This window comes from Sediminihaliea albiluteola, from assembly GCF_014077625.1.
In the GTDB taxonomy this organism is placed as follows: Bacteria; Pseudomonadota; Gammaproteobacteria; order Pseudomonadales; family Halieaceae; genus Sediminihaliea; species Sediminihaliea albiluteola.
The window spans coordinates 188,679-205,543 of record NZ_JACFXU010000013.1; the positions used below are offsets into that span (position 1 = coordinate 188,679).

General features: G+C 54.2%; 14 protein-coding genes. 12 read left to right on the top strand and 2 right to left on the bottom strand.

Annotated features, from left to right (window positions below; translation table 11 throughout):
• Positions 1-76 precede the first annotated feature (76 nt).
• A complete protein-coding gene (locus tag H2508_RS01955; RefSeq protein WP_182168724.1) occupies positions 77-1,612 on the bottom strand; it encodes a peptide MFS transporter in 1,536 nt (511 codons plus the stop codon).
• A 298-nt stretch (positions 1,613-1,910) separates the two neighbouring features.
• On the opposite strand from H2508_RS01955, the gene H2508_RS01960 reads away from it, so the two are divergent.
• Positions 1,911-4,019, top strand: a complete 2,109-nt coding sequence (locus H2508_RS01960; RefSeq protein ID WP_182168725.1) for a dipeptidyl-peptidase 3 family protein — start codon at positions 1,911-1,913, stop codon at positions 4,017-4,019.
• Positions 4,020-4,094: 75 nt separating this feature from the next.
• Positions 4,095-4,850: an SDR family NAD(P)-dependent oxidoreductase gene (locus tag H2508_RS01965; protein ID WP_182168726.1), complete on the top strand. Its 756-nt coding sequence runs from the start codon at positions 4,095-4,097 to the stop codon at positions 4,848-4,850.
• A 1-nt stretch (position 4,851) separates the two neighbouring features.
• Here the strand turns inward: H2508_RS01965 and H2508_RS01970 are convergent, their stop codons facing one another.
• Positions 4,852-5,832, bottom strand: a complete 981-nt coding sequence (locus H2508_RS01970; RefSeq protein ID WP_182168727.1) for a tRNA dihydrouridine synthase — start codon at positions 5,830-5,832, stop codon at positions 4,852-4,854.
• 204 nt (positions 5,833-6,036) lie between these two features.
• Between H2508_RS01970 and H2508_RS01975 the strand changes: the two genes are divergently transcribed.
• From H2508_RS01975 to ispD, 10 genes are all read left to right on the top strand, one after another.
• Complete coding sequence (locus tag H2508_RS01975; protein WP_182168728.1) at positions 6,037-6,294, top strand: OadG family protein; 258 nt, start codon at positions 6,037-6,039, stop codon at positions 6,292-6,294.
• A gap of 45 nt (positions 6,295-6,339) precedes the next feature.
• Complete coding sequence (gene oadA / locus H2508_RS01980) at positions 6,340-8,157, top strand: sodium-extruding oxaloacetate decarboxylase subunit alpha (RefSeq protein WP_182168729.1); 1,818 nt, start codon at positions 6,340-6,342, stop codon at positions 8,155-8,157.
• 6 nt (positions 8,158-8,163) lie between these two features.
• Positions 8,164-9,468, top strand: a complete 1,305-nt coding sequence (locus H2508_RS01985; protein WP_182168730.1) for a sodium ion-translocating decarboxylase subunit beta — start codon at positions 8,164-8,166, stop codon at positions 9,466-9,468.
• Positions 9,469-9,544: 76 nt separating this feature from the next.
• The gene (gene accA, locus H2508_RS01990; RefSeq protein WP_182168731.1) at positions 9,545-10,492 is read left to right on the top strand and encodes an acetyl-CoA carboxylase carboxyl transferase subunit alpha; all 948 of its coding nucleotides are present in this window, start codon (positions 9,545-9,547) and stop codon (positions 10,490-10,492) included.
• Between the two features lie 36 nt (positions 10,493-10,528).
• Positions 10,529-11,875, top strand: a complete 1,347-nt coding sequence (gene tilS, locus H2508_RS01995; RefSeq protein WP_182168732.1) for a tRNA lysidine(34) synthetase TilS — start codon at positions 10,529-10,531, stop codon at positions 11,873-11,875.
• 136 nt (positions 11,876-12,011) lie between these two features.
• Entirely contained in the window at positions 12,012-13,640 is a 1,629-nt protein-coding gene (locus H2508_RS02000) for a CTP synthase (RefSeq protein ID WP_182168733.1), read from the top strand.
• 56 nt (positions 13,641-13,696) lie between these two features.
• Positions 13,697-14,548 (top strand): 3-deoxy-8-phosphooctulonate synthase, encoded by an 852-nt coding sequence (gene kdsA / locus H2508_RS02005; protein ID WP_182168734.1) that lies wholly within the window; start codon positions 13,697-13,699, stop codon positions 14,546-14,548.
• Between the two features lie 27 nt (positions 14,549-14,575).
• Positions 14,576-15,865, top strand: a complete 1,290-nt coding sequence (gene eno, locus H2508_RS02010) for a phosphopyruvate hydratase (RefSeq protein WP_182168735.1) — start codon at positions 14,576-14,578, stop codon at positions 15,863-15,865.
• Positions 15,866-16,165, top strand: a complete 300-nt coding sequence (locus H2508_RS02015) for a septum formation initiator family protein (RefSeq protein ID WP_456238865.1) — start codon at positions 15,866-15,868, stop codon at positions 16,163-16,165.
• On the top strand, positions 16,158-16,859 hold the full coding sequence (ispD, locus tag H2508_RS02020) for a 2-C-methyl-D-erythritol 4-phosphate cytidylyltransferase (protein ID WP_182168736.1): 702 nt from the start codon (positions 16,158-16,160) through the stop codon (positions 16,857-16,859). Before H2508_RS02015 ends, ispD begins: the two co-directional genes overlap by 8 nt.
• The last annotated feature ends 6 nt before the right edge of the window (positions 16,860-16,865 follow it).

Below are 16,865 nucleotides of genomic sequence, written 5' to 3' on the forward strand. Positions count from 1 at the left end.
AAACAAAAAACTCTTGGGCCGCAAAAACAGCCCAAGAGTTCTGTTGGCAAGCTGCCTGCCTAGCAGGCACTAGCGATTAAGGGGTATCAGTAGCGACCGGCACTGAGCCCTTGTGGTCGAAACCTTCCCAGCGCTTCGCTTTTAGGCTGACTAGGCCGACGATAATGCCTACGCCAATGCTAAACAGTGCAATTTGCAGGTAAAGCTTGGGCATTTCCTGCACATTATTGGGGTCAAAATTTCCCGCCAGCAGGCCGGCGATAATATTGCCGATGGAGTAGGTCAGTACAAATATGCCCATCATTTGTCCGGCAAAGCGGCGCGGCGACAGTTTGCTAACCGCACTCAGTGCAACTGGGCTGAGGCAGAGTTCGCCGACAGTGTGAAGGAAGTAGGTCGTGATCAACCAGTAAGGAGCGACTTTGAGGCCTTCTGCAGCAGCTTGCGCGGCAAAGAACATCACAATGAAGCCGCTGGCCATAATCAGCAAACCAACGGCACATTTCATGCCATAGGAGGGGGAAACCAAACGCTTGCCGAGGTTAATCCACAGTGCGGCAAAAAAGGGCGACAGAATGATGATAAACATCGGGTTCACATTCTGGAACCAAGAGGCTGGAAGCTCAAAAGAGCCGATCATGCGCTGTGTATAGTCTCGCCCAAACAGGTTCAGTGATGAGCCGGCCTGTTCAAAACCTGACCAGAAGCAAGCTGAGGCAACACAGACTAAAAAGAGGGCCCACATGCGCTTCTTTTCCACTTTCGACAGCTCACCCATAAAGTAGATGTAGCCGTAGTAGAGGAAAAAGATCAGGGTAAACACTACCGCCAGATACTGAGAAACTACTACCGGGTTAATCGTCACTCGGTCGGACAGCGCTAGCCAAGTGAACACTGCGGTGCCAGCAGCGAGCGCAGCGATGACGCGCCAAGCGATGCGGGCGCCATTTTCTGACATGGGACTTTCCGGCTTCAAGCTAACGGTGCCCAGGTTGCCTATGGTCTTGCGGTACTGAATCAAGCCAATAGCCATGCCGACGGCGGCTGCACCAAAACCCCAGTGCCAGCCAATTTTTTCGCCGAAATAGCCACACACGGTATAGCCCAGCACTGAGCCTATATTGATACCCATGTAATAGAGTGCGAAGCCACCGTCACGTCGGACATCTTCTTCGCTGTATAGCTTGCCCACCAGCGCGCTGATATTGGGTTTGAGTAAACCCGTGCCGCAGGCCACTAAAATCAGGCCGACAAAGAAAGTGTCGTCATTGGGTACTGCCAGAACGATATGGCCACACATAATGATAATGCCGCCGTACCAGACCGTGCGCTGCCCCCCGAGTAAGCGGTCTGCGATCCAGCCACCGGGTAGACCTAGGAAGTAAACTGCCCCAGTGTAGAGGCCATAAATGGCGGTGGATGCCGCTACAGTAAAGGCTAAGCCTTCCTCTTGTATCGAAGCGGTCATAAACAGTACGAGCAGTGCGCGCATACCGTAATAACTCATGCGCTCCCACATTTCAGTAAAGAATAGGGTTGAGAGCCCCTTGGGGTGACCGAAGAACCCGGAATCTAGAGCAGGATCTCCAGCTGTACCTTTGGCTGTCGTCATTATTTTAGTTTCCTGTGTAAAAATTGAGTGAGCGCGATGACTCGTGGCTGAAATTATAAAGATTATTGCCCCAAGAGGAAAAACGGAATTGAGACCGCGTTTTATTCGCCCCTCGCAGAACAGTTGCAGCCGGTCATTGGCCGTGCGTCATCCTGCCAGAGTCGGTATCATAGCCGCACTTGCCAGTGATTGGCGAAAAATTTGGTAATCACCGGGTGTCATGGGGAGTAGCTATTATGCTTTGCTGATACTTGGTGCCCAGCCTTAGTCGCTCATTAATAACGATACGCAGGATCCCATGAAAAAATTCCTTTTGCTTCCCATGGCCGCTCTGCTAGTGGCGTGTAATGACCCAGGTACTTCCGAGCAACAAACGACAGCAAGTGCTGCACAAGCCCCGATGGCTGCAGCTGTTTCCAATGCGGTGCAAAGCCCGCATGAGGCAGAGTTTAATTATGTGATTGATCGCTTTGCCGATATTCAGGTGCTGGCTTACGAGGTGCCGGGTTTTGATGAACTCAGCTTGAAGCAAAAAGAGCTGCTCTATTATCTGCATCAGGCGGCTTATGCTGGCCGCGATATTATGTGGGATCAAAACTTCAAGCATAACTTGAAGATCCGGCGCACTTTAGAAGCCATCGTGAAGCACTACGAGGGTGAGCGAGATGTGCCAGCTTTCAAGCAATTCATGGAGTACACCAAGCAGGTGTGGTTTGCTAATGGCATCCATCATCATTACTCCACCTTGAAATTTCAGCCGCAGTTTAGCGCCCATGACTTCGCTATTTTAGTGGCTTCGGTAGCTGATTCCGGTGACCTCCCGCTAGCGCCAGGCGAGACAGCTATGGATCTAGTGTCGCAACTGATGCCCATTATCTTCGAGCCAGATGTCGCAGCTAAAAAAGTCAACACAGCCGCTGATGTCGATAAAGTCGCCGCTTCTGCCGTTAACTTCTATGAAGGGGTGACAGAGGAGGAGGTGCGCGCCTTTTACGCCGAGCGCGCTAAAGATGGTGGCGATACGCCCATTTCACATGGCCTCAATTCAAAGTTGGTTAAGAACGCTGAGGGTGAGCTTGAAGAGCGAGTCTGGAAAGTTGGCGGCATGTACAGCGAAGCGCTGGAGCAGGTCGTGCTGTGGCTGGAAAAAGCCATTACCGTGGCCGAGAACAACAAGCAGCGCAAAGCACTGGAACTCTTGGTTAAGTACTACCGATCAGGTGACTTGCAGGACTTCGACGACTACAGCATTGCCTGGGTAGAGGACAGCGAGTCACGTATTGATGTGATAAACGGCTTTATTGAAGTCTACAACGACCCCATCGCTTACCGTGGCTCCTTTGAGTCAGTGGTGTCGTTTCGGGATGAAGAAACCACCAAACGCATAGCGGCTATTGGTGCCCAGGCCCAGTGGTTTGAAGATAACTCGCCCATCATGGATGAGCACAAGCGCCAGACCGTTAAGGGTATCTTGGGCAAAGCTATTACAGTGGTCGCCGAATCGGGCGATGCCTCGCCCAGCACTCCGATAGGTATCAACCTGCCCAACGCGAACTGGATTCGCGCTAATCACGGCTCTAAATCCGTCAGCTTGAGCAATATCGTGAACGCTTATAATGCCGTGCCAAGTAAGGCGCTGGCAGAATTTGCTTGGGATCAGGCAGAAATTGATCGCGCCGAGCAGTACAAGGAAATAGCAGCCGCTCTGCACACCGATATGCACGAAGTGATTGGACATGCCTCCGGTAAGATCAATCCAGGTGTCGCTACGCCCAAGGAAACACTCAAGCAGTACAGCTCAACCTCCGAAGAGGGCCGTGCTGATCTTGTCGCCCTGTACTTCATGCTTGATCCAAAGCTGGTCGAGCTGGGCGTGATGCCCAGCCTAGAAGCCGGCAAAGCAGAGTACGATAACTATATTCGCAACGGCATCATGACGCAGTTGTATCGCTTGAAGCCGGGTGAGTTGATTGAAGAGGCGCATATGCGCAACCGTGCCATGGTAGCGCGCTGGGCCTATGAGCAAGGTCAGGCGGACAATGTGATCGAGCGCCGCGTCCGTGATGGTAAGACCTTCTTTGTGATCAATGATTATCAGAAATTGCGTGAGCTCTTTGGGCAGTTATTGCGAGAGCTGCAGCGCATTAAATCTGAGGGAGACTTTGAGGCTATCCAGCACTTGGTCGAAAATTATGGGACTCAGGTTGATCCAGAGTTACACCAAGAAGTACTGGAGCGTTACGCCGCTCTGGATGTGGCGCCCTACAAAGGTTTCATCAATCCTTATCTAGAGCCCGTGATTGAGGATGGCAAAATCGTTGATATCATGCTCAGCTACCCCGAAAGCTTTGAACAGCAAATGCTTTACTACGCGGAGCATTTCTCCTTCTTACCGAATGAGAATTAAAGTTTTTTGGTCGCTTTGGAGTCTCTGCTGGGCTTAGCCCCAGCAGGGTAGACAAATTAACAGGATAACAATCATATGAAGCAATTTGATGGGAAGGTGGCCTTTATCACCGGTGCTGCCTCGGGTATTGGTTTGGCGACTATGCAGCGCTTGGCCGCAGATGGCGCGAAAGTTTTTGCCTGCGATATTAATAGTGAGGCCTTGGAAGCCGCAGCTTCTGCACTGCGCGACAGTGGTAGCGATGTGCTGTCACTGAGTTTAGATGTCACAGATGACGCAGGTTGTCAGGCGGCAATTGCTGCTTGTGTGGAGCACTTTGGCCAGTTGGACATCCTCTGTAACATCGCTGGCATGGTTTGCACAGGACACTTTGCCGATCTCAGTATCGAGCGCTGGCGACGGGTGATGGATGTGAATGCCAACTCGGTATTTGTCCTCTGTCAGGCAGCTATGCCTCACTTGCTAGAAAGCGGCGGCAATATCGTCAATATCGCTTCGACCGCTGCTTTGGCGGGCTTGCCTTATAATTCAGCTTACTGCGCTAGCAAGGCTGCGGTACTGCAATTGTCTAAAGCGCTGGCCACCGAATATGCCCATCGAGGAGTGCGAGTTAATGCCATCTGTCCTGGTGCGGTAAACACGCCACTGGTCAAGGATGCTCAAATTCCAGAGGGGGCTGATGCGGCCCTGTTTCAGCGTATGTTCCCGCTCACTGGCACCTTTGCCGAAGCGCGGGAAATCGCTGCATCAGTAGCCTATCTGGCCTCAGATGATGCGCGCTTTGTCACTGGCTCGGCGCTGGTTATTGATGGTGGGCAAACCGCAATCTGAGTCAAGCTGCGCTCAGTGTGGAGCAGCGGGAGCGATCCAGCTCCTGCTGCAAATGTGGCTGAATATCATCCACATGGCGCAGCCGTTTGATGTTTTCAAATAGCACTGCGGCTTGGGGGTAGTAAGTGCGCAGGTAGACTAACCATTGTTTTAGTGGGTTGCCTACATAGTGAGCATCGTAGTTCTCGATGGTCGCTTCAAAAAAGTCTAAGAGCAGTGCTGTGATGTCTTGCCAGCTCAAGGGATTTACTGGCTGATCAGCACTGGCGCTGGCGATTAGTCGCGCTAAATCTGGGCGGCACAAGGCGCCACGACCGAGCATCAAATCTGGGCAGCGGCTGATCTCGCGGCAGCGTTTGGCATCCTCAACACTCCAAATCTCACCGTTAGCAATTACCGGAATCGATAGCCACTCTTGTGCTAGGGCGCAGTGATCCCAATAGGCCGGTGGTCGATAGCCATCTTTTTTAGTGCGTGCATGGATGGCCAGTTCGCTAGCTCCAGCACTGCCAATGGCTTGAACGTTGTCTTTAAACAGCAGGGGGTCTTCATAGCCTAGGCGGATTTTAACCGTTACCGGCAGCTCGCTAGGAACCGCCTTGCGCACGGCTTCGACGATGCGCTGCACGCGCTCTGGCTCGCGCAATATGATGGAACCACCATCCGAGCGGTTGACGGTTTTGGCTGGGCAGCCAAAGTTAATATCGATGCCTAAAGCACCCAGTTCCGCGACCCGCGCGGCGTTTTCAGCCATCGGCTCTGGCCGGCCGCCAAGTAATTGCACATACACCGGAACCCCAGTGGCTGTGCGGCCGCCGCTATCGAGTTCTGGGCAGAGTCGTTTGAATACGCGGCTTGGCAGCAGTCGGTCATTAATCCGCACAAATTCAGTGACGCAGCGATCGAGTCCGCCCAGTGAGGTAAGCAGATTGCGCATAGTGTGGTCAATGACACCCTCCATGGGCGCCAGTATTAATCGCATGGTAGTCACTTCGTTCTGAGAAAAGCGGGATTATACGTAGTATGTCGGCACATTACTCTGCTCTCAAAGCGGATGCGACATACTTACTATCAGGCCGTGTGGCGAGCTCAGGAATGTGTCACAGTGCGCTATTGGCGCCCATAGGGGCTGATGATTTATCATAGGCGGCTATTTTTTGCCACAAGACCACAGCTCGGGGGCCAAATGCAGTTTGAGATCATCTATCAGGGTTTGGAGCTCTTAGTCTACGGGATGGGAACCGTAGTGCTGTTTCTCGCCCTGCTGATTTTGACTACCATGCTGATGTCGCGTGTTATCCAGCGCTACTTTCCCGAGCCGCAAGTTGAAATTGTTGCGGCCCCGGCGGCCCCAGCTCAAGCGCCTAGTGCTGCAGTCATTGATGACGAGCAGCTAGTGGCAGTGATCACTGCCGCAATCCACCAACACCGCAAAGGGCAGTAGGCGCGTTTTCGCGCAAATTGTTTAGCCACAAGAGGTTCAGCTCCGATGGAAAGCACTAAACACCCGCTGGGTATTACCGATGTTGTATTGCGTGACGCCCACCAGTCACTGTTTGCCACGCGTCTGCGTTTGGATGACATGCTGCCGATCGCTGCCGAGTTGGACCAGATTGGTTTCTGGTCACTGGAGAGTTGGGGCGGAGCTACTTTTGATGCCTGCATACGCTACTTAGGGGAAGACCCATGGGAGCGTATTCGCGAGCTGAAAAAGGCTATGCCCAATACACCTCAGCAGATGTTGTTTCGGGGCCAGAATATACTCGGATACAGGCACTACGCGGACGATGTCGTAGAAAAGTTTGTCGAGCGTGCGGCACACAACGGCGTAGATGTCTTTCGTATCTTTGATGCGATGAACGACATGCGCAATATTGAAGTGGCGCTCAAGGCGGTGAATAAAGTCGGCAAGCATGCCCAGGGCACTATCTCCTATACCTTGAGCCCGGTGCACAACATCGAGACCTGGGTTGAGCAGGGTAAGCGTATCGAAGACATGGGGGCGGACTCGATTGCCATTAAAGATATGGCCGGTTTGCTGAGCCCCTACGAGGGTTATCAGCTGGTTAAGCGTTTAAAAGAGAGCTGTGATATCCCCATCCACATGCAGTGCCACGCAACCACTGGCTTGTCGACTGCCACTATTTTGAAGTGTGTAGAAGCCGGTATCGACAATGTGGACACCTCGATCTCCTCTATGTCCATGACCTATGGCCACTCGCCGACAGAGACTGTGGTCGCCATGTTGCAGGGCACGGACCGCGATACCGGCTTAGATATTAAAAAGCTGGAAAGCATCGCCTCTTATTTTCGCCAGATCCGTAAGAAATACGCCAAATTTGAAGGTTCGCTGCGCGGTGTTGATTCGCGCATATTGGTCGCTCAAGTGCCCGGAGGCATGCTGACTAATATGGAGAATCAACTGCGCGAGCAGGGCGCTGCTGAGCGTCTCGACGAGGTCTTGGAGGAGATTCCCAAGGTGCGGGAAGATCTCGGTTTTATTCCCCTCGTCACTCCTACCTCACAAATTGTCGGCAGCCAGTCAGTGATTAACGTGTTGACGGGTGAGCGCTATAAGTCGATCTCCCGTGAAACAGCTGGCGTGTTAAAGGGCGAGTATGGCGCTACGCCGGCGCCAGTCAATAAGGCCTTGCAGGAGCGCGTGTTGGAAGGGGCAGAGGTGATTACCTGTCGTCCCGCCGATCTACTTGCGCCCGAAATGGATGAGCTCACTAATGAGCTGCGCAGTTTGGCCAGTGAGCAGGGCATAAGCCTCAGCGCCGGTGAGCAAGAGATCGATGATGTCTTAAGCTATGCGCTATTTCCGCAAGTGGCTTTGAAGTTTCTCGCCAATCGCGGCAACCCCGATGCTTTTGAGCCGGCTCCTGGCAGCGAAGTTGAAGTGGAGCGTTCAGCTGCTGAGCTAGTGGCGCCTGCGGCGCCAGCCACTGAGACGGGGCCAGCGCTGTATAGCGTGAAGGTCAATGGTCAAAGTTACGTAGTGGAAGTTGCTGAGGGTGGCGAGCTTAGCTCAGTTCAGGCTGCGGCCTCGCTAGAACCAGCGGCGCCAGTGGCGGCAAGCACAGCAGGGGCAGGTGAGCCTCTACCAGCGCCGCTGGCTGGGACCATTGTTAAAGTGCTGGTCTCTGCGGGACAGGTGGTGGCTTCGGGAGATGTGCTACTGATCCTCGAGGCGATGAAAATGGAAACCGAAGTACGTGCCCCTCGGGATGGCAGTATCACTGAGCTTTGCGTCAAGGCAGGAGATGCGGTCAATGTTGGTGATGCTCTGGTCAAGTTGAGTTAAGCCAAGATGGAAAATTTAATGACCTTGTGGGGCTCCTCTGGCCTGGCGCAGATGGAAGTTGGTCAGGGGATTATGATCCTGATTGGCCTGCTGCTACTGTTTCTTGCCATTCGCAAAGGCTTTGAGCCCTTGCTATTACTGCCTATTGGTTTTGGCGGTATTTTGGCCAACATTCCCGGTGCAGGCTTGGCTTATTCCGCCTTAGAGAACGCTTTGCACCAAGGCGATGCAGTGCTGCTAGCTGAGATTGCCAGCTATTTAGGTGTCAGTGCGGGCAGTGGTATAGAAAGCCTGATGAAGGCTTTTTACAGCGCGGCCCCTACGGCGCAATTAGCTGTGGAAAGTGTCGTGTCGGCGGCGGGTTACAGCGATGGCATGCTGCACAGTTTCTATACTGTTGCCATTGCCAGCGGCGTGGCCCCTCTGGTGATTTTTATGGGCGTGGGGGCGATGACGGACTTCGGTCCTTTGCTGGCCAATCCCAAAACTTTATTTCTCGGTGCGGCGGCCCAGTTCGGGATTTTTGCCACGGTGATTGGCGCTGTGGGTTTAACGGCAATAGGCTGGATGGATTTTAGTATCGCTGATGCTGCTGCTATTGGCATCATTGGTGGTGCTGACGGCCCCACCGCTATTTATGTGTCCAGCGTTCTGGCCCCGGACTTGCTTGGCGCCATTGCTGTGGCGGCTTATTCTTACATGGCGCTAGTGCCGTTGATTCAGCCGCCGATTATGCGTGCCCTGACCACTAAGCGGGAGCGGGCGATTGAAATGACTCAGCTGCGCGCCGTATCGAAACGTGAAAAGGTAGTGTTTCCCTTGCTGCTGTTAATTCTTGTCGCTCTGCTTTTACCCGCAGCTGCTCCGCTATTGGGGATGTTTTGTTTTGGCAATCTGATGAAAGAGTGCGGTGTGGTGGAGCGTTTGTCTGATACCGTGCAGAATTCTTTGATCAACATCACCACGATCTTTTTGGGCTTGTCGGTAGGCTCCAAATTGGTGGCGGATAAGTTTCTCGACAGCAGCACCCTGGGCATTCTTGGCTTAGGCATAGTGGCCTTTGCCATTGGCACAGCTTCTGGGGTGTTGATGGCAAAGTTGATGAACCTCTTAAGCAGGGTGCCGCTGAACCCATTGATCGGCTCAGCCGGTGTCTCTGCAGTGCCAATGGCCGCGCGAGTTTCTAATAAGGTTGGTCTTGAGGCTAACCCTCATAACTTTTTGCTGATGCATGCTATGGGCCCCAATGTGGCTGGAGTGATCGGTTCTGCGGTCGCCGCTGGGGTGATGATTAGCCTGGTTGGCAGCTAAAGCCTACTACTATTGGTGCCTGCCAGATTAATTTTGTACACTGTGCGGCCATTTCCAAAAATTGAGTCGAGTACGAATGAATCCCAACTACCTTGATTTTGAACAGCCTATCGCCGAGCTTGAGGTCAAGATTGAAGAGCTACAGCTTGTGGGCTCAGATGCTGAGATAAATATCAGCGATGAAATCGAGAAACTGCGTGAAAAAAGTACCCGACTGACCGAGAAAATCTACAGTAATTTAAGTGCTTGGGACATTGTTCGAGTGGCTCGCCACCCACTGCGTCCCTACAGCCTGGATTACATTCCGCGTATTTTTACTGAGTTTGATGAACTGCACGGCGACCGCCACTTTGGCGATGACCGGGCAATCGTCGGTGGTGTGGCCAGAATTGATGGTCGGCCGGTGATGGTCATTGGCCAGGAAAAGGGCCGCGCGGTCAAAGATAAAGTGCTGCGTAACTTCGGTATGCCCAAGCCCGAAGGCTATCGCAAGGCGCTGCGACTGATGGAGATGGCCGAGCGTTTTAAAATGCCGGTGATTACCCTGATCGACACCCCGGGAGCCTATCCCGGTATCGACTCAGAAGAGCGCGGTATCAGTGAGTCGATTGCCCAGAATCTGGCGGTGATGTCGCGTTTGGCAACGCCCATTATTTGTATTGTGATTGGCGAGGGCAGCTCGGGTGGCGCTCTGGGTATTGGCGTGGGAGACCACTTGGCCATGCTGCAGTACTCCACTTACTTTGTGATTTCTCCCGAGGGCTGCGCCAATATTATTTGGAAGAGCACCGATTACGCGCCCGATGCTGCGCAAGCGATGGGGGTTACCTCCGCTGTACTGCAGGACTTAGGCATTGTCGATGCCACCATTGAAGAGCCCTTAGGTGGCGCTCACCGCAATGTCGATCTGATGGCTGAGCGGGTCCGTGAACATATTATTACTGAGCTGAAGCGTCTGGAAGAAATGCCGCTGGAGGAAATGCTTGAAAAGCGTTACCAGCGCTTGATGTCCTACGGCTCATAGTCATACCCCAGCGGGCTTCGGTGGCGCCCATAGCTTATGAGCCGCTCTAAACACTTATCTGATCAAGTGCTTCCCGCTTTAGCTAGCTTGCGGGAGGCGCCACGCTGGTTAGTTGCCTTTAGTGGCGGCCTCGATTCCACTGTCCTGTTGCACCTTCTGGTCAGCCTGCGGGCTGCCAACCCAGATTTTCCGCCCTTGCAGGCGCTGCACATACACCACGGATTACAGTCTGAGGCCGATCGCTGGCAGCGTCGCTGCGAACAGTTTTGTCAAACCTTGGCAGTGCCTTTTATCTGCGAGCAAGTGAGGGTCACTGTTGAAGGTAAGGGCCTAGAGGCTGCGGCCCGCGATGCGCGATACGCGGCCTTTGAGTCCCATTTGGGCGCCGGCGAAGTGTTATTTGTCGCCCAGCATAAAGACGATCAAGTGGAAACCTTTATGCTGCGTTTGCTGCGCGGCGCTGGCGTTGAGGGCTTGGCCGCTATGCCGCCGAGTCGCCCCTTGGGGCAGGGGCAGCTGTTTCGGCCACTGCTGGATGTGACTCGCGAGCAATTGGCGCACTACGCCAAAGAGCATGGGCTGCCAAGCATCGACGACCCTTCCAATGCTGATACGACGCTGGATCGTAATTTTCTGCGCCATGAGGTGCTGCCGCTCTTAGACAGCCGCTGGCCTGCTTATCGCGACACAGTGGCCCGTGCGGCAGCGCATCTGCGCGATGCCGCGGATCAGTTGCGCAGGGCGCTGCCGGAAGTGCCGCGCTGTTACTCGCGCTGCGGTGACCCCGGTTTGGCTTTAGCGCCTTTGTTGGATTTGCCTGATAGCGAGGCAGCCCAGGTGTTGCGCGATTGGCTGCAGCAACTGGGTCACACTCAGGCCCCTGCCAGCGCGCCTCTGTTGGAGTTTTTGCGCCAGCTGCGAGCGGGCGATAGTTCGAGTCAGGCACAACTGCAATCTGCCGGTATTTGCTTGCAGCGCTTTCAGCAGGGCCTGTACTGCCTACCGGCTGCGCTGGATGAGGCTCTGCCTGAGTCTCAGCAGCTAGAGCTGGGGGAGTCGTATACCGACCCGGCGCTGGGTACTCTTAGCCTAGTGCAAGCGGAGGGCCCCGGCTTAGCACTGCAGGCTGGGGAAGCGCTCAGCTTGCGCTGGCGTAGTGGGGGAGAGCGCTGCCGACTCCCTGGGCGGGCTGGAACTCGCAGTTTGAAAAAATTACTGCAGGAGGCAAAAGTGCCGCCCTGGTGGCGCAATCGAGTGCCGCTGCTCTATCTCGGAGATGAGTTGCTGGCAGTTGGCGACCTGTGGCTCTGCGATTCAAGCCGATTGCAAGCCATTGGTCCCTCCTGGCAAGTGCGCTGGAAGCGAAATACTCCCACCCCCTGAGATTGAGCAGAGGGCTGCTTTCCAGTAAACTGATTTCCCATCTTTTTGCAGGTCTTGTGCTCCGATCTGTGCCCCACAGGTACAGCTGAGTACAAGTTCTGTGTGTCCCGAACTACAGCGTATAGAAAGGCTTTTCATGACGCGATATGTCTTCGTCACCGGTGGTGTGGTTTCATCTTTAGGTAAGGGGATTGCAGCCGCATCCCTGGCTGCAGTGCTGGAAGCACGCGGACTGAAAGTTACCCTCCTCAAGTTGGACCCCTACATCAACGTGGATCCGGGCACTATGAGCCCGTTTCAGCACGGTGAAGTTTATGTGACCGAGGACGGGGCCGAAACCGACCTTGATCTTGGTCACTATGAGCGCTTCACCCACGCGACCATGCGTCGCGCCAATAACTTTACTACGGGCCGTGTGTACAACGCGGTGCTGCGTAAAGAGCGTCGCGGAGATTATCTCGGCGGCACGGTTCAGGTCATTCCCCATATCACTGATGAGATCAAGCGCCGAGTAATTTTGGGCGCTGGCGATGCTGACGTGGCGGTGGTTGAAGTGGGCGGTACTGTTGGCGATATCGAGAGTCAGCCCTTCTTGGAAGCACTGCGGCAACTGCGCATTGAAGTGGGTGTCAACCGAGCACTGCTGATGCATTTGACCTTGGTGCCCTATATCGCCACTGCTGGCGAAACCAAAACCAAGCCCACCCAGCACTCGGTTAAAGAACTGCGCTCTATCGGTTTACAGCCAGACATTCTGCTCTGCCGCAGTACGGTAGAAATTGACCAGATTGCACGCAAGAAGATCTCCCTGTTTACCAATGTGGAAGAGCGGGCGGTTATTTCCCTGATGGATGCGGACTCAATCTACCGTATTCCGGGCATGCTGCATGAGCGCGGCTTAGACGACATCGTCGTCGAGCGCCTGAACTTAGACTGTGGCAAGGCCGATCTGAGTGAGTGGGATGAAGTGTTGCGCCGCGAGTTTGCCGAGCCTCGTGGCACAGTGCGCATCGCTATGGTGGGTAAATACACCGATTTGCTGGATGCCTATAAGTCTCTGAACGAAGCCCTCAAGCACGCTGGCCTGCAAACACTGGTCAAAGTGGAGGTCGATTATATTGACGCGGAAGATATCGAGCGTGATGGTACCGCGGTGCTCGAAAAAGCCGATGCGATACTTGTGCCCGGTGGCTTTGGTGACCGCGGTGTCGAAGGCAAAATCACCGCGGTGCAATATGCCCGTGAGAACAAGGTTCCATTCCTAGGCATCTGCTTGGGTATGCATGTGGCATTGATCGAATACGCGCGCAATGTCTGCCACTTAGAAGGTGCCCACTCCACCGAAATGGAGCCCAACACTCCCCATCCTATCGTCGGCCTGATCACCGAGTGGCAAAATATCGATGGCAGTACGGAGCAGCGCAGCGAAGACTCCGACCTTGGCGGCACGATGCGTCTCGGTGCCCAGCTCTGTCACTTGGAGCCTGGCTCTATGGCTCAATCAATCTATGGTTCTGATACGGTGATGGAGCGCCACCGTCACCGCTATGAAATTAACAACAACTACGTTGAGCAGTTGACCGATGCCGGGGTGCGCATCGGTGGCTGGTCTGCCGACCGCTCCTTAGTAGAAATGGTTGAGCTGCCTGAGCATCCGTGGTTTGTGGCTTGTCAGTTCCACCCAGAGTTTACTTCGCGGCCACACCGTGGCCACCCGCTGTTTAGCAGTTATGTTGAAGCTGCATTGAAGCACGCCCAAGCCTAGCTAGCCTAAGCTAGCTTTGGCTGAGGCCTTTAGCGCAGCAGAGAGGATCGAGAGTCGTGACTACAACAACTTTGACCCTAGGCGATATTACTATTGCCAATTCGGCGCCCTTTGTCTTGCTGGGCGGTGTCAACGTCTTGGAGAGCCGTGACTTTGCCCTTAAAGTCGCCGAGCACTACGTCACTGTGTGTCAGCGCCTGGGCATTCCCTATGTCTTTAAGGCCTCTTTTGATAAAGCTAATCGCTCCTCCATCCACTCTTTTCGCGGCCCCGGCCTCGATGAGGGCTTGAGCATTTTGGCTGAAGTGAAATCAACCTTTAATGTGCCGCTGATTACCGACGTACATACGCCGGAACAGGCCGCGCCAGCGGCAGAGGTCTGTGACATTATTCAGTTGCCGGCTTTTTTGGCGCGACAAACTGATTTAGTGGCCGCAATGGCGGCGACCGGTGCCCTGATTAATATCAAAAAACCCCAATTTTTGTCGCCTTCACAAATGGCCAATGTGGCGGAAAAGTTCCGCGAATGTGGCAATGACAAAATAATGCTCTGCGAGCGCGGCAGCAACTTTGGTTATGACAACCTGGTTGTGGACATGCTCGGCTTTGGCGTGATGAAGCAAGCTTGCGGCGACATTCCGCTAATTTTTGACGTCACTCATGCCCTGCAGTGTCGCGACCCGATGGGCGCCGCTTCTGGTGGGCGTCGCAGTCAAGTATTAGATCTAGCCCGGGCTGGCATGGCCACTGGCTTAGCCGGACTGTTTTTAGAGGCCCACCCAGACCCTGATCAGGCGCTTTGTGATGGTCCCAGTGCTTTGCCACTGAACTTGTTAGAGCCCTTTCTGAGCCAGATCAAAGCACTCGATGATTTGGTAAAAAACTTTCCAGTGCTGGAAATCCAATAGATTAATCGTATAGACGGAGTTAAACCCATGAGCAAAATCGCCAACGTGCAGGCTTTCGAAGTAATGGATTCGCGCGGCAATCCGACAGTTATGGCTGAGGTTACGCTGGAGTCCGGAGTGGTCGGTGCAGCTTGCGCGCCTTCAGGTGCCTCAACGGGTTCTCGCGAAGCACTGGAGTTGCGCGATGGCGACAACAAGCGTTACCTCGGCAAGGGTGTGCTCAAGGCAGTCGCTAATGTGAATGGCCCGATCCGTGATTTGCTATTGGGCAAAGACGCGACTGCTCAGCGTGAGCTAGACCAGCTGATGATCGATGCCGATGGCACTGAAAACAAAGCGAAATTTGGCGCCAATGCGATTCTAGCGGTGTCTTTGGCCGCTGCAAAAGCTGCTGCCCAAGCCCGCGGCGTGGCTCTCTACCAGCACATTGCAGACATCAACGGTACCAGCTATTTCAGCATGCCTGTGCCGATGATGAATATTCTCAACGGCGGTGAGCACGCTGATAACAACGTCGACATTCAAGAATTTATGGTGCAGCCAGTTGCTGCCACTAGCTTTGCTGAAGCCCTGCGGGTTGGTGCTGAGATCTTCCACCATCTGAAAAAAGTGCTCTCCGCTCGCGGCTTAAGCACTGCAGTTGGTGATGAAGGTGGCTTTGCTCCAGACCTACCTTCCAACGAAGCGGCGCTTGAGGTGATTGCCGAGGCTGTGGCAAATGCCGGCTATAAGCTGGGCACTGATGTCACTCTGGCGCTCGACTGTGCGGCCTCTGAGTTTTATAAAGATGGCGTCTATGACTTGGCCGGTGAAGGCAAAAAGTTTGATAGTGCAGGTTTCGCTGATTATCTGGCCGAGCTGGCATCCAAGCAGCCGATTATTTCTATCGAAGACGGTTTAGACGAGTCTGACTGGGATGGCTGGAAACTGTTGACTGATAAAATCGGTGACAAAGTGCAGTTGGTCGGTGATGACCTCTTTGTGACTAACACCAAGATTCTCCAGCAGGGCATCGAGCGCGGTGTGGCTAACTCGATCCTCATCAAGTTCAACCAAATTGGTAGCTTGAGCGAAACCTTGGATGCCATTGCGCTGGCCAAACAGGCCGGCTACACCGTGGTGATTTCCCACCGCTCCGGTGAAACGGAAGATACCACTATTGCGGATCTGGCTGTTGCCACCGCCGCCGGCCAGATTAAGACCGGTTCTCTGTGCCGTTCAGATCGCGTCGCTAAATATAACCGCTTGCTGCGCATTGAAGCTGAGCTAGGCAATGAGCGTGCACCTTACCGCGGCCGCGCTGAATTTAAGAGCTAAGTGACCTTGCGTTGGGTTCTATCTGCTCTGCTTGTGCTCTTGCTGGTGCTGCAATACCGCCTGTGGTTTGCCGAAGGCAGCTTGGCTGAGCAACACCGCCTAGAACAGCAAGTGCAAGAGCAGAGCCTGATCAACCATGAGTTGCGTGAACGCAACGCTGTCTTAGAGCGCGAAGTGCTGGAGTTGCAAGGTGGCAATGAGAGCGTAGAGCAGCGCGCTCGCGAGCAGTTAGGCCTGATTCGCGAAGGTGAAGTGTTTTATCAGGTCCTTGATAAAAAACAGCGGCCGACTCGTGACTAAGGCGCGGCTCTGGGGAGTGGTGCCAGCGGCTGGTGTTGGTCAGCGTATGGGGGCTGCCTGCCCCAAGCAGTACTTGCCTCTAGCCGGCGCAACGGTGATAGAGCACAGCGTGCAGGCGCTGCTCGATCATCCCCGGATCGAGCGCGTCGTCGTGGCGCTGCAAGCTAATGATGAGCGTGCGGCGCGACTTCCCCTGCTGAGCAACCCACGAGTCTTGCGAGCCCAAGGCGGCGCCGAGCGCTGTGACTCGGTGCTCTCCGCTTTATCTGCATTGCAAAAATTTGCATATGATGAGGACTGGGTCTTAGTGCATGACGCGGCGCGGCCCTGTGTCTCAGCCGCTGATATTGCAGCCCTAGTAGCGCGTACTCTAGAGAGTGGCTTGGGAGCGGTTCTCGCTCAGCCAGTGCTAGACACTTTAAAACAGGTGGATGTTGAGGGGCGGGTGACCACAACGGTGGATCGGCAGCAATTTTGGCGTGCACAAACGCCGCAAATGTTCCGCTTTGCTGAGCTGCGCTCTGCATTGCAACGAGCCTTAGCCCAGGGTCAGCTGATCACCGATGAGGCCTCGGCAATGGAGTGGGCCGGCTATCCCGTGCAAGTCGTGGAAGGCAGTGCGTCGAATATAAAAATTACCCGACCGGGTGACCTAGAGTTAGCGGATTATTATTTACAACAAATAGCGCAGTAGCAGGAT